Consider the following 13,935-nt stretch of genomic DNA (forward strand, 5'->3'; position numbering starts at 1 on the left):
CATGGCCGATTTTTATCAAAACGGTATCGTAACGACGCTACATAATTTAAACAGCCGCTCTACTGAAGCGCTTGAAGCTGAGTTACTCAGATTTTCCCAGAAACGCCCAATGGCACTGATCCTGCCCTCACTCTTCTCCGAACTGGAGGGACCGGCATTAACCCACATTGTTGACGAACTGACCCACGTCCCGTATTTGTCAGAAATCGTTATTGGCCTTGACCGTGCGGATGAGGAGCAATACCGTCACGCCCAAAAGTTCTTTGACCGTTTACCCCAACACCACCGGATTTTATGGAATGATGGCCCTCGTTTAAAAGCTATCGACGAAGAATTACAAGCGCTGGATCTGGCACCTAAAGAATTGGGTAAAGGTCGCAACGTGTGGTATTGCATGGGTTACATTCTGGCATCTAACAAAGCGGAATCCGTGGCTCTGCATGATTGCGATATTATTACCTACAACCGTGATCTGCTGGCCCGCCTGATTTATCCGGTTGCCAATCCACAGTTTAACTATGAATTCTGTAAAGGGTATTACGCCCGCGTCGCCGACGGCAAAATTAACGGCCGCGTATCGCGTTTGCTGGTTACTCCATTGCTGCGGGCATTAAAACGCACCCTGGGTGACAACGAATATATCGAATTTATGGACAGCTTCCGTTATCCGCTGGCCGGGGAGTTTTCTTTCCGCCGTGACGTTCTGAATGATATTCGTATTCCGAGTGACTGGGGATTAGAAATCGGCGTACTTTCTGAGATGCACCGCAACTATTCGCACAATCGCTTATGTCAGGCTGACATTGCAGAAACCTACGACCACAAGCATCAGGATTTGTCGCTTAATAATGAACAAGGCGGCCTGTCTAAAATGTCCATCGATATCACCAAGGCATTATTCAGAAAACTGGCTACCCAGGGCGTGTCTTTCAGTAACGAAATGTTCCGCTCTATCAAAGCCACCTACTTCCGTATCGCACTGGACTTTATCGAGACTTACCATAACGATGCGGTTATGAACGGACTGTCACTGGACATTCACAGTGAAGAAAAAGCGGTAGAAATGTTTGCCAGTAATATCATGAAAGCGGGTCAGCACTTCCTTGAAAACCCCATGGAAACGCCGTTTATTCCAAGCTGGAACCGGGTTACCAGTGCGATGCCTGACATTCTTGATCGCCTGCTCGAAGCTGTAGAACTGGATACTGAAGAATTTAGAGGATAATCAATGACAAAACGCTGGGATTACTTACACGAAAAAATCAGTCATCATCTTCAGTTTATTTATGCGGATGTGGTTACCACGACCCCGATGGGCGAGCTGGCCACAGAGCTGATGAACACCATTGGCCTGCACAGCGAAGACGATATAGTGATCCCCGAGCCGCATAAGAATTATTGGGACGAGCAGGACATCATAATGATCACCTATGGTGACAGCGTGATGAACGAGCACGAATCGCCACTGTTTACCCTGTTCCGTTTTTTACACACTTACTGTAAGAATACCGTGAACAAGGTGCATATCCTGCCCTTCTTCCCGTTTAGTTCTGACGATGGTTTTTCGGTTATCAACTACTCCAGTGTTAACGAGTCGCTTGGCACCTGGTCTGATGTACATCGCATTGCCGCCGAATATGGATTAATGTTTGATTTGGTTATCAACCACTGCTCTTCCCGGAGCATGTGGTTTGACAACTTCATTAAAGGCGAAGGCCCGGGCAGTGATTTCTTCTTAACGGCCGATCCGGCGACTGATTTGAGTGAAGTCACCCGTCCACGCACCAGTCCGCTGCTGCGGGAAACAGAAACGGCGAATGGCACTCAGTACGTATGGTGTACCTTTAGTCACGATCAGGTCGACTTTGACTTTAGAAATCCTAAGGTCTTGTTAACCTTTATTCAGATTATTAAGCACTACATCGATAACGGCGCCAAAATTTTCCGCCTGGATGCCGTTGCATTCCTGTGGAAAATTATTGGTACCAAGTGCATTAACCTGCCCCAGACCCATGAAGTGATCCGCTTAATGCGTACACTTATCGAGCATGTTGATCCCAGTATCATGATCATTACTGAGACCAACATTCCTAACCGTGAAAACCTGACCTATTTTGGAAATGCGAATGAAGCTCATGCTATTTATAACTTCTCGCTGCCGCCGCTGTTGGTCAATACCATGGTTACCGGTGATTGTACTTATCTGAAGAGCTGGATGATGAGTATGCCACCAGCGCAAAACGGCACCACCTATTTTAACTTTATCGCTTCTCACGACGGCATTGGCTTACGCCCGGCAGAGGGTCTGTTAAGTGATGAGGAAATAGGTACGCTGGTGCAGTCGATGCAAAATTTTGGTGGTCGTATTTCCTGGCGCTCTACTGATCATGGTCAGCAGAAGCCCTATGAAATCAACATTACGCTGTTTGATGCCATGCAGGGGACCGTAAAAGGCCCGGATAAGTATCAGGTCGACAGATTCCTGTGTGCCCATGCAATTATGCTGGGTATGGAAGGGATCCCTGGTCTGTATATTCATAGTCTGCTGGGTACTTCAAATGACTACGATAAAGTGGCTAATACCGGCCAGAACCGTTCGATAAACCGCAAGCGCTGGGATTATTCTGAGTTAGAAGCGCAGCTTGACTCACCCTACTCTCAGCACCACAAAGTGCTTACAAGGCTGTCGCAGCTGATCCGCATTCGTAAAGCCCAGGAAGCGTTTCATCCCAACGCGACCCAGTTTACCCTGCAATTAGGCACGGCCTTGTTTGGTTACTGGCGGCAAAGTCTGAATCGCCGTCAAAGTATATTTTGTATCAGTAACGTGACTGATGAAGAACAGTCTATTTTACTGTCAGACTTAAATCTTATCGGCACGGATAACTGGATAGACTTAATTACCCGTGATCAGATTGAGGATGTACTCGGCTTTATTCAGCTTAAGCCTTACCAGACGGTGTGGCTGAGCAATATGGATTACGAAGAGTACCGCAAGGCAAATAATTAACTTAAAGGCTCCAATGGAGCCTTTTTTAATCGAGTACCGACTGATTTTTACCCTGCTGCTTGGCTTTATAAAGGTTACTGTCGGCAATGCTAAACGCTGACTGTATTGCCCCGCGACGGGAGTTAACATCCGCTACATTAAGCGGAGCCAGTACGCTGGCAACCCCGACACTGACGGTAACGTGAAGTAGTTCAGTGCAATCCGGCAACGGATATGGTAACCGGTTAATCGCATTAACCAACCGGTGGGACAATTCCTCGGCCATTTGTTTACTGGCCAACGAGGCATAAATCACAAATTCCTCGCCGCCATAGCGGGCAATAATATCCTGGTCACGCAGCGACTGGCTAAGCCGGTTGGCCACTTCTTGCAATATACTGTCACCTGCCGGGTGGCCGTAACGATCGTTGATTTGTTTAAAATCATCAATATCCACCACCAGTATGTAACCCTGTAAAGATTGTTTTTGGGTAATACGCCGCTCAAATCCGCGCCGGTTGAGTACCTGGGTTAGAAAGTCATAATGTGCCTGCTGTTTTTCTTTGGTTAGGTCAGCCTGGTGCCTGGCCGCTTTTATTACCGACAATATGTATAACACCGTAAAGAAAACCAGATTGATGAACAGCACCATCGCCAGCATGGTGGCCTGGGTTGCCACGGGTTGCCAATCGGACTCGGCAGCAGCGCTACCTGAGACTAAGCAAAAGCCAGCCAAAAGGACGTTGGATTTCATCTGATTTTCCTTCTGATCACGAACGTGGTGTCAACGACCACCGCGACAATTGAAAAATACAGTACCGATAGCATACCCAGCGCTATAACCGGGCCGGTAAGCCGAAGCGGAATATCAAACCAGAGGATACTTTTAGCCAGGAGTAAGTGAGCCCACCCAGCGCACAGAAAGAGGGTAAATACCTGATCTCTGGTCAGCGCCTGGACATTGCGATGAAAAATAATCAGGCCAACGCAAAAAATGGCCAGTGACATAGCACTGTAAACCAGCCAGAACATATCCCAGGCCATATCAGTAAAATTAAGGCTGATCAGCCAGAAATCCGGTAATGCCAAAAGATGAAAAATATCAAGCTGTGTTAACAGCAATAACGCCTCTTGTTCAGTAACGTACTGTAGTGTTTGTGCCTCTGCCAGGGATAAAAAACGGACAAAACAAAACACCAGCAACACAGAAAGTGCGGCGACACTGTATAACAACCAAAGTCGTCTGGCAGGATAAAATAGTGAGACATTGAAAAATTTACTACAAACCATTAATGCCGTCCTAGCTTATGGTAATGATTTCTAATGCTAAAGTACTACGCCCGGCAAAAATGTCAACAAAGCGAACTATCCGTCAGGGCATCATTTTGCCGCTTATCGCAAATCATTGCTAACTTGTTGCCAGCACAAAGAAATTGCCGTACTTTTCCGCGTATGATGTTCCTTTGTATGTTAGCAAAACAATAAATCAGGGATGGCGTATGACTAATCATGGAAAATCACTTTTAATTGCCTGTCTGCCTTTAATCATACTGGGCTGCGGAGGCTCAGGCTCCTCCGGCAACACCGGCGGTTCCGGCAGTGTCGGCGGCAGTACAGGCGGTAGCGGATCCGGCGGCGGTACCACTACCCCTACCCCAATTCAGATCATTACCAATGCCCAGGATTACAGCCCGGCTGAAATCAATGAAGCCGGTCGCACACTGGCCGACGAAAATTATAGTGGTAACCAGAACCCAATGGTCTTAACGCCACAAGCCATTCAGCAGTTTGTTGTCGATATGTTTGGCGAACAAGGCGATACTTACCTGACTTTGCCTTCCGTGGGTGACGAAGATTATACCAGTAGGGTTAATGGTAATGGTTCGGTTTTCCATGAGTTTAGCTGTTCCTATCAGGGCAATGTTCAGTACACCGGCCAGGTCGACGAAAACTATCTTGGTAACTTATGGCTTAATTACCGTAGCTGCGAAAACGAACATGGTCTGGTACTGTCCGGCTCCGTAGCACTTACTGTGACCGCTTTAACTGAGCAGGAAATTAGCTATACCATTAATTACGGTGGCTTAAGCTGGCAAATAGACGGCCAGGAAATCGAACTTTATGGCACCGAAAACTACACCGAAAAGTTGACTACTGCGGGCTATCAGGTTACCGGTACACAATATGTCAGTTTTGATTTGGGTTCTTATTCGGTGCTGTTAGACACCGACGTTGACTTTTCCATAAACAATTACGGTGAATTTTCAGCAATAGCGCTCAGCGGCGATGTATTTATGGGTAATCAGGGGCAGGTAAGCCTGGTTTACACAGCAGATGATGACCTTCCACCCGATGCCTACACTGGTAAGCTGATCCTGACAGCAGATACCCGGGTAGAGCTTGAAATCATTGATAACTACCTGCGCATTACTCAGGATACGGACAATGATGGCGAACCGGACCAGGGCTCCTATGCATGGTCCTGGTACAATTATATGTACGAGACCGCTACCCCGGCCGAATTTGTTAATCTGGATATACTTTCCAAACCACCCAGAGCGGATTCGGTGATCCCGGGTTTTTCTGACGTTTACGCTACAACACCAGTAGAAGTATCCCCTGGTTATTACGAAGACGAAGATACGCCTGAGAGTCAGTTAGAAATTTCTTACAACTGGTATGTTAACGGTGAACTCATTCCGGAAGAGCACGGTAGTATCCTGCCCTCTGGCATGGTTGTTCACAACGACATCCTTGGGGTATCTATGGTGGTATTCGATGGCGGTATGCGCACCGAAAGTGTGATCAGTGAGTTTATTGTGTCAGATTCGCCGGCTGAAGTGACAGTAGTGAATCTGCCAGAAACTATTGCTGCTGGCAGCACAGTGCAGTTTACCGCCCAAATCACCGATCCGGACATTGCGAGCAGCGCAACCACCGCCAGTCTGGTAGCCGGGCCAACTGGTGCCACAATGGATGCCGACGGGCTGGTTACCTGGCATGTACCGGGCAATTTCCTGTTTCCCGAACAACAATATGACTTTACCTTTGGCTGGCCGGATGCTGCTAACAGCGAGACCCAACGGATTAGTATTCAGGCCACAGCAGCGAATACCAATACCTTTGTCCGGGGCAATATCGCGATACCACGCGGCCTTGATTCCTTAAGGATTGGTGACTTTGACGGTGACGGTGAAAACGAGCTTCTTTCCACCGATTCACATCGCGCTATCTCGCTGACCAAAGTAACTGACACCGATTTTGAATCAAAATGGTTTTACAGCGGTGAATTAGGCATCGGCGGAGACATAATCAGTTTGATGGCCAGCGATTTCAATGGTGACGATCAGACCGACATCCTGGTTGCAACAGAACATGGCGTGAGTGTGATTACCGATCTTGCCCATAAAGCTGAGGTGTTAATCAGCGATAATGTCCACTTTATCAGCGCCGCAAAGTTGGCTGACACTAATCACGACGGCACCCCTGAGTTGATTTATGTCATTACTGAAGACGACTATTTAACCTCGCCCAAACGACTAAATATTGTCTCTCTGGACGCGCCGGATAGCATACTTTTTAGCATCGACTTTAATGGTAACAACGAAGATTTTGCCATTGCCAATGTCGATGACGACCCGGCAATGGAACTCATCACAAATGCACGGTTGGTTTACGATTTAGACACCGGAGAGAATCAATGGCTGTTTGGCAACGGAGGCCTTTATAATCAGGTAGAAGCAGGAGATTTAAACGGTGATGGCGTAGCAGAAATTATCGTCGCCAACATGTACGGTGACATAGCGGTATTTGACGCCAGAAGTCGTTCGCAGCTCGCCACTGCGGCTAATGCTAATATCTGTGACTTAATCACCTATGATCTAGACAACGACAATGTAGTTGAACTGATTGCTAACGGCTGCCTTTTAAGCGATATGACCGCTTATAGTTTGTCATCAAACCAACTGATAACTGAATGGGAGCTTGAGGTAGACAGCCGACGCTTCACTTCAATGATTGCCGGCGATGCCGATAACGATGGAGAGTCAGAACTAATTTGGATAACAGATAGCATTGAGCCCGTGCTGGCTTCAGCAGACATTGTGGATGGCGTCGCCATTGCCAATGCCACACGAAATAGTACTCAGCTCCTTTTGTTCAGCGCTGCAGGCTGGGCAAACTATCTGCCGGGGGACGAACGCGCAGTATTTTATGTACGCCAATCTACAACAATTGAGGGCACCTCCGGTTCCCGCGTGGTTTCTATTGATGACAACGGTAAAGTAGAAATTGGAGACGAAGTTTCTTTTTCGTATCACTACAGCACCATAGCGGCAACTGCCGATTATAATAACGATGGTGCAGGAGAAATTTTTATTCCTTCATCCGGTAACACTGAGGGACTGGTGGCGGCCGTCCAACTGTATGACAATACGGTCCAGTGGTCTTATGGCGGTAACTCTGATGACCTCGACATTGACATTGGCGTAATCAGAGCCAGTGACATGAATAATGACGGCTACCAGGACTTTGTCTACAACGATGGTTCACAACTTCTCGCCGCCGATATTCAAAACCAGCTTTTATTGGGAAGCCACAGTTTCACAGATAGGATCCATGATTTTGTCTCTTGGCATGATGCCAGCCAAAACTACACGGTGGTGGCACAAGGTACCAGGACCCTGCTGTTAAGCCATAGTAATTCCATTTTCACCGAACTTTCAGGCATTAATCAAAGGTGCAGCCGACTGGAGCTGTTTAACTATGATACGGATGCCGCCCCTGAAGTACTCTGTGTTGAGGAAAATCCTGATACTTACACCAGTGACACCGAAACTTTTGTGGTTGTCTTCGAAATCAACAATAACACGCTCACCGAAGTTCAGCGTACCGAAATGCCAACCATCTTCGATATCGCGGTTGATCCCAGTACGCAAACGGAGCAAAGCTTTTTAGCGGCTGTCAGAGAAAGCGGCTCTATCTATGATAACGACACGGTTGTGAAGATTGTTAACTATAACAATAAAGGCCATAAAATCTGGCAAAGCAGTAATATTCCCGGTCGGCCCATGCCTCACGGTATGAAATCCCGATTAGGCCCGAATGGTCTGGAGCTTTTATTGTCTTTTGAAACAGCCATGTACTGGCTGCGATAACCTACATAGCTGACGCTTAAAACCCGGCATTTTAAGCGTCACTCTGATTCGCGTAGCACTAAGCCTTGTTCTTCCCTGCGAATAAGCCGCTGGCTGTAAAGTGTTCAATTAACGCTGGTTGACCGGTAGTTATCTGTTAAACTTTAATTTTACGTAGGACGCTTGCAGGCAACCGCTTTTTTAGCCGTAAAATTTATGCCAGTAAAACGCTATTTTACCCGCCACTATTCTCTGTCGCTTAAAGTGATATTGTTCACTGCTTTGGGTTATGCCGCGCTCGGCTTTGTCGGTCAGCTCATCGCTGTGCCACCAAGCTTTGCTACTATTATCTGGCCCGCCTCCGGTCTTGCTTTGGCTACGGTACTCGCTTTTGAATACCGGGCCTTACCGGGTATATTTCTGGGCTCTTTTGGTATTGCTGTCTATATCAGAACCACCACCGGAGATGGTGGTGTGCAGCTTATTTTCCCTGCCTTACTGGCGGTTTGTTCAACCCTGCAGGCTTATGCAGGCCTGGCACTGGTACGACGCTTTATTGGCAGGACAATCGTCTATCGAAACCCCGCAGTTGTTTTGCGATTACTTTTTGTTACGGCTATTTTAAGTACTTTAGTTGGCAGTGCATTAAGTACCTTTTTACTCTTTGAATATGGTGTAATTAATCAAAGCGGCCTGATGTCTACCTGGTTGAGTTGGTGGGCGGGCGATGCCATCGGCGTTATTTTTGTGGTGCCCTGGCTGCTAGCTCTGTTTCCACGACTGGCGCGAACCCCCTTCCCCAGAGGCCGTTTTGTTATTGCCTCCTTAACTGGATTTTCGCTTTCTGTGTTGATCCTTTGCGCACTGGCACTCAATGAGGAACGCAGTAAACAAGCAATCGAATTTACCAACAACGCCAATACGGTAGCGAGAGACCTCGATTCTAGTATCAGTAACGCTACCAGCATGCTTTATTCACTAGCGGGGTTGATACGTGCCGAACCCGAACTGAACCCCGAACAATTCCACTTGTTTACTCAGCAAGTCCTCGACCAGAATCCAATCCTCCATGCATTATCCTGGAATGTCAGGGTCACCGGTATCCGGGTGAGTGAACTGCAATCGCTGCTCCGGCAGCGCTATGCTGACGCTTATTCCGATACCGCTTTTACTATTACCCAAAAAGATCGCAGTGGCGATTTAATTCCCTACAACACTGAAGATATTCACGTCGTAGTGTCTTTTATTGAACCCTTACAGCAAAATATCAAAGCATTAGGCTACGATGTCTATTCCCAGTCATCCCGCCAGGAAGCATTAAAAATAGCCTGGCAGACTCAGCAAATTTATCCGACCACACCGATAACTCTTGTTCAGGAGCAAGGCAGTCAGCCTGGTGTTCTGGTGTTCCTGCCGGTACAGTCCACTAGCGGTCACCTACTCCAGAATGGCTACGCTACTGCGGTAATAAGAATAAAAACCCTCACCGAACTGACCTTCAACAATTTTGCTTATCCGCAAGTTGCCATGTTGCTTACTGACCCGCTGGCTAATGGCGAGCAAGGCATTCTGTATAGCCGGAATCTGACGTCTGAACAACAGGATATCCTGCTGCAAGCCACAACAGGGAGTGAATGGCAAGGCGACATCCATGAAGAATTTCCCATTCTGAAGCACTATCAGATTAATCTGGGTTCGCGCAGTTGGTCACTTTACATAGCCAACAAAGATGTTTTTATCTATCAGCCCTGGGGCGTCCATCTGCTCCTTGCCAGTGCCACCTTGTTTGCCGGCCTGCTTGGCTGGTTTATGGTGATTGTTGCCGGTTATACAGACGAGATTGAGTTTGAGGTAGATAAACGCACCAAAGAACTTTCATTAACCAATCAACGGCTTATTTTGTCAGAACAAAAGCAAACTGAGGCAGTGGCCCAGGCCGAGCAGTCGAATCGCGCCAAAAGTGAATTTCTGGCCAACATGAGCCATGAAATACGCACGCCAATGAACGCCATCCTCGGGCTAAGTCAACTTGGCCTGAAAGGAACACAGGATAGTCAGTCACTCGACCGGTTTAAAAAAATCCATCAGGCCGGCCAACTGTTGCTTAGTATTATCAACGACATTCTGGATTTTTCAAAAATTGAGGCCAATAAACTCACCCTGGAATCTGCGGTATTTTCGATTCGGGATATGATCGGCGAACTGGATGATTTATTCAGAGAGCAAGCAGAAGAAAAAGGTCTGAGGTTATCCTGTCGTTTTGGTAAGTTCAGTCAGTTGTATTTTGTCGGAGATTCACTACGCATCAAACAAGTGGCCGTAAATCTGCTTAGCAACGCTATCAAATTTACTCATCAGGGCGAAGTCACCCTGTTGGTAGAAGAAGTTCACAGTAATAGCGCTGATCCCCGGCTCAGATGGCAAATCACTGACACCGGGATCGGTATGAGCAATGAACAACAGGCCGTATTATTTGATGCTTTTACTCAGGCTGATTCATCTACCAGCCGGATTTATGGGGGGTCAGGACTCGGCATGAGTATCAGTCAGCGCCTGGCGACGGCGATGGGCGGTGATATCCTGGTGTGCAGTGAACCTGACGAAGGCTCGGTTTTCCAGTTTACCGTACCCGTAAAGTTTGCTACCGCAGCACAACAAGAACGTTTGCTCAGCGCCATCGACACGCCAACCAGTCAAACTTTGCCAATATCAGCCAACATCCTTATTGTTGAAGATAATCCCATTAATCAGGAAGTGATAAAAGAATTGCTCAGTACCCACGGCATACAAATTACACTGGCTGCTAATGGTCAGGATGCGGTTGATCGCGTTCAGCGGCAAACCTTCGACATGGTCTTTATGGACATTCAAATGCCTGTTATGGATGGCTATCAGGCAACCCGGGCCATCAGAAAACTGGGTATTACCTTACCCATTATTGCACTTACAGCCGCGGCCATGGTGGAAGACCGCCAGAAAGCACTGGCCGCAGGCATGAACGACCATTTGAGTAAACCCTTTAAAGAGCCGGAGTTGCTCGCCATGATTGTAAAGTGGCAAAATTTTCAGGGCGGATAAGTATCAACGACATCGTGTCACTCAAAGCGACGATAATGTTATACTCCGCGGCAAATTAAGCAGAGTCAGTATGTTATGACAAATTCTCCCTGGTTATCCTTATCCGATGCAATCACCGCCATGCTCAGCCAGGCCCGGCCTGTCAGCGCTACAGAGCAAATTGATGTAACTCAGGCAAAGGGGCGCGTACTGGCCACCGCGGTTACTGCGTCCATTAACGTTCCGCCAAGCGATAACTCGGCGATGGACGGCTACGCATTAAAAAGCATGAATGGCAATTCAGGCCAATCGCTGATAGTGGTTGGTTCGGTTTTCGCCGGCGCTTCGACATTACCCACCGTTAAACCGGGACAGTGCGTGCGAATTATGACCGGCGCGTCCATCCCCCCAGACTGCGACACCGTAGTAATACAGGAAAACGTGACTCGTCAGGGCGATACGATTACCTTACACGCTGACAGCCCACCGCTGGCTAATATCCGTCAGACCGGTAGCGATATTGCTCAGGGTGATATTCTGTTTAACGCCGGTCATCGTCTTACCGCAACCGACAATATGCTGTTAAGTTCGATTGGTCTGGCCAAGGTTACAGTATACAAAGCCGTGACCATTGGTCTGCTGGCCACCGGAGATGAACTTATCGAGGCCGGACACCCCCTGGCAGCCGGACAAATTTATGAGTCTAATCGCACCGGCGTCGCAGCATTGCTTAACGACTGGCAGGTCAATCTGATTAATTTTGGCATTGTGGTCGACCAGCCCGAGGTACTCAAAACCACCCTCGCCCAGGCACAGGAGCTATGCGACCTGGTCATTTCAAGTGGCGGGGTTTCAGTCGGCGATGCTGACTTTGTCAAGGACATACTCGACGAGCTCGGTGAAGTCGGCTTTTGGAAAGTGGCTATCAAGCCTGGTAAGCCTTTCGCTTTCGGGCAGTTGGGTAAAGCCATTTTTTGTGGGTTACCGGGTAACCCGGTTTCGGCCTGCGTCACCACTGAACAGCTGGTGGTTCCTTTGTTACGACATTTACAGGGCGAAAGTAATATTGACGGTAGCCATCGCTTAACCCTGCGGGCTAAAGTTACCACTGCCATTAAGCGCCGTGCAGGCAGACTGGATTTTCAGCGGGCAATATTTACCCAGTCGGCCGATGGCACACTGGAAGTTACCCCGCTGGCCAAACAAAGTTCCGGCGTGATGACCAGTTTTGCCGAGGCTAATTGCTACATGCTAATCCCTGCGTCAACCGACAATCTGCAATCGGGTGATTGGGTTGATATTCAACCATTTAGCCTGGCGGATATCACCCGACCATGATGTTACTGTCACCGCGCACGGCGCTGGAAAGCCGTCGGTTAATCAAACTCGCCTGGCCCTTACTGATCGCACAGATCACGCAAATGCTTATGGGCGTAAGCGACACCATTATTGCCGGCCGCTACAGCGCGGTAGACATGGCTGCTGTGGCACTGGGATTCAGTATCTGCATTCCCATCATGAGCTTCATTCAGGGCCTGGCGCTGGCTATTCCGCCCTTAATTGCCCGTTTACAAGGCGCGAAAAGTCACGATGATGTGGCCAATGCCACGCAACAGGCCGGATATTTATTGCTGGTAATGAGTCTGTTGCCATTTTTTGCTGCCTGGTTTTCACCATCCATTGTCAGCATATTCCCCATGGACAGCGGTCTGGCGGAAATTACCGCGCAATACGTAAAGTACGTATTTCTGGCCTTTCCCTCTTTTGCGCTGTACCAATGGTCGCGTAATTACTGTGAGGCGCTGGGACATACCAAGCCCAGTATGATCATCACGGTTATCGGATTAGTGGTAAATATTGCAGCAAATTTTCTGTTTGTGTACGGAGGCCTGGGCATTGAGGCCATGGGTGGCGCAGGCTGCGGCGTGGCAACTGCATTGGTATTTGTGGCCATGGCTATTGCAACGGTGATCTACATTACCTACGCCCCGCGGTTAAGCCGCTATCAGCTATTCAGCCGCTGGCACACACCGCAAACATCAACCATTTTACAAACCCTCAGACTGGGTTTGCCTATCGCTATGACGGTGCTGTTTGAAGTTACTTTATTTGCCATTATTGCTTTGCTGTTGGCCCCCTTTGGGGCCAATGTGGTTGCAGCCCATCAGATAGCGTTAAATTTTTCGGCTCTGATGTTTATGTTTCCCTTAAGTATGGGTATGGCTATTTCTATCCGGGTGAGTTTCAGGCTGGGTCAGCAACGGGTGGAGCAAGCCCGGATTGCGGTGAAAAGTGCGGTTGTTATAGGGCTTTGCGTAGCCTGTTTCACTGCCTGTTTTACTCTTGTAGCCAAGGGCCTGATTATATCGCTGTATACCAGCGATGAAGCGGTAATTGCGATTTCATCCCAGCTGTTGATATACGCCGCGCTGTTTCAGTTTTCCGATGCGATCCAGGTCATTTCGGCCAATGCCCTGCGTGGCTACAAAGACACCGCAGCGATGTTCTACATAACCTTTTGTGCCTACTGGCTTATCGGCCTGCCCATCGGTGTGATTTTGGGGCGGACTGACTGGGCAAGTGCACAACCTATGGCCGCCGATGGATTCTGGATTGGCATTATCGCAGGCCTAACCAGTGCCGCCATTATGCTGGGAGCGAGATTGTATGTAGTACAAAAAAGGCTGCAAAGCCCGGCCATATAAGCTGACTTGTCCTATTGTACGGTCGGACTAATTTGCAACCCCCATTCGA

8 protein-coding genes are annotated in these 13,935 nt (G+C 48.3%); 6 read left to right on the forward strand and 2 right to left on the reverse strand.

Features of this window, described 5'->3' with window-relative positions; all coding sequences use genetic code 11:
* Nucleotide 1 precedes the first annotated feature (1 nt).
* Together BFC17_RS09660 and BFC17_RS09665 are read left to right on the forward strand one after the other, a co-directional pair.
* Nucleotides 2-1,225 carry a glycosyltransferase family protein gene (locus tag BFC17_RS09660; RefSeq protein ID WP_070176217.1) on the forward strand — a complete coding sequence of 408 codons (1,224 nt, stop codon included), beginning with the start codon at nucleotides 2-4 and terminating at the stop codon, nucleotides 1,223-1,225.
* 3 nt (nucleotides 1,226-1,228) lie between these two features.
* Complete coding sequence (locus tag BFC17_RS09665; RefSeq protein WP_070176218.1) at nucleotides 1,229-3,010, forward strand: sugar phosphorylase; 1,782 nt, start codon at nucleotides 1,229-1,231, stop codon at nucleotides 3,008-3,010.
* Between the two features lie 25 nt (nucleotides 3,011-3,035).
* Here BFC17_RS09665 and BFC17_RS09670 read toward each other — a convergent pair whose 3' ends face one another.
* Together BFC17_RS09670 and BFC17_RS09675 are read right to left on the reverse strand one after the other, a co-directional pair.
* Nucleotides 3,036-3,743: a GGDEF domain-containing protein gene (locus BFC17_RS09670; protein WP_070176219.1), complete on the reverse strand. Its 708-nt coding sequence runs from the start codon at nucleotides 3,741-3,743 to the stop codon at nucleotides 3,036-3,038.
* Complete coding sequence (locus BFC17_RS09675; protein WP_139142040.1) at nucleotides 3,740-4,279, reverse strand: hypothetical protein; 540 nt, start codon at nucleotides 4,277-4,279, stop codon at nucleotides 3,740-3,742. The genes BFC17_RS09670 and BFC17_RS09675 overlap by 4 nt, the downstream gene beginning before the upstream one ends.
* Nucleotides 4,280-4,488: 209 nt before the next feature.
* Here BFC17_RS09675 and BFC17_RS09680 point away from each other — a divergent pair, with 209 nt between their 5' ends.
* The 4 genes from BFC17_RS09680 (at nucleotide 4,489) to BFC17_RS09695 (ending at nucleotide 13,886) form a co-directional block, all read left to right on the forward strand.
* The gene (locus tag BFC17_RS09680) at nucleotides 4,489-8,145 is read left to right on the forward strand and encodes an FG-GAP repeat domain-containing protein (protein ID WP_070176221.1); all 3,657 of its coding nucleotides are present in this window, start codon (nucleotides 4,489-4,491) and stop codon (nucleotides 8,143-8,145) included.
* 195 nt (nucleotides 8,146-8,340) lie between these two features.
* Nucleotides 8,341-11,202, forward strand: coding sequence for a response regulator (locus BFC17_RS09685; protein WP_139142041.1), 2,862 nt, complete (start codon nucleotides 8,341-8,343; stop codon nucleotides 11,200-11,202).
* A gap of 75 nt (nucleotides 11,203-11,277) precedes the next feature.
* A complete protein-coding gene (gene moeA, locus BFC17_RS09690; protein WP_070176223.1) occupies nucleotides 11,278-12,519 on the forward strand; it encodes a molybdopterin molybdotransferase MoeA in 1,242 nt (413 codons plus the stop codon).
* Nucleotides 12,516-13,886: an MATE family efflux transporter gene (locus BFC17_RS09695; RefSeq protein ID WP_070176224.1), complete on the forward strand. Its 1,371-nt coding sequence runs from the start codon at nucleotides 12,516-12,518 to the stop codon at nucleotides 13,884-13,886. The genes moeA and BFC17_RS09695 overlap by 4 nt, the downstream gene beginning before the upstream one ends.
* Nucleotides 13,887-13,935: the final 49 nt, after the last annotated feature.

This window comes from Marisediminitalea lipolytica, assembly GCF_001758465.1.
GTDB classification, from domain to species: domain Bacteria; phylum Pseudomonadota; class Gammaproteobacteria; order Enterobacterales; family Alteromonadaceae; genus Alteromonas; species Alteromonas lipolytica.

Bases quoted from the DNA above. Each gene is read 5' to 3' on its own strand.
- BFC17_RS09685 (WP_139142041.1), top strand. From the start codon at position 8,341: ATGCCAGTAAAACGCTATTTTACCCGCCACTATTCTCTGTCGCTTAAA.
- BFC17_RS09695 (WP_070176224.1), top strand. From the start codon at position 12,516: ATGATGTTACTGTCACCGCGCACGGCGCTGGAAAGCCGTCGGTTAATC.
- BFC17_RS09670 (WP_070176219.1), bottom strand. From the start codon at position 3,743: ATGAAATCCAACGTCCTTTTGGCTGGCTTTTGCTTAGTCTCAGGTAGC.
- BFC17_RS09675 (WP_139142040.1), bottom strand. From the start codon at position 4,279: ATGGTTTGTAGTAAATTTTTCAATGTCTCACTATTTTATCCTGCCAGA.
- BFC17_RS09680 (WP_070176221.1), top strand. From the start codon at position 4,489: ATGACTAATCATGGAAAATCACTTTTAATTGCCTGTCTGCCTTTAATC.
- BFC17_RS09665 (WP_070176218.1), top strand. From the start codon at position 1,229: ATGACAAAACGCTGGGATTACTTACACGAAAAAATCAGTCATCATCTT.
- moeA (WP_070176223.1), top strand. From the start codon at position 11,278: ATGACAAATTCTCCCTGGTTATCCTTATCCGATGCAATCACCGCCATG.
- BFC17_RS09660 (WP_070176217.1), top strand. From the start codon at position 2: ATGGCCGATTTTTATCAAAACGGTATCGTAACGACGCTACATAATTTA.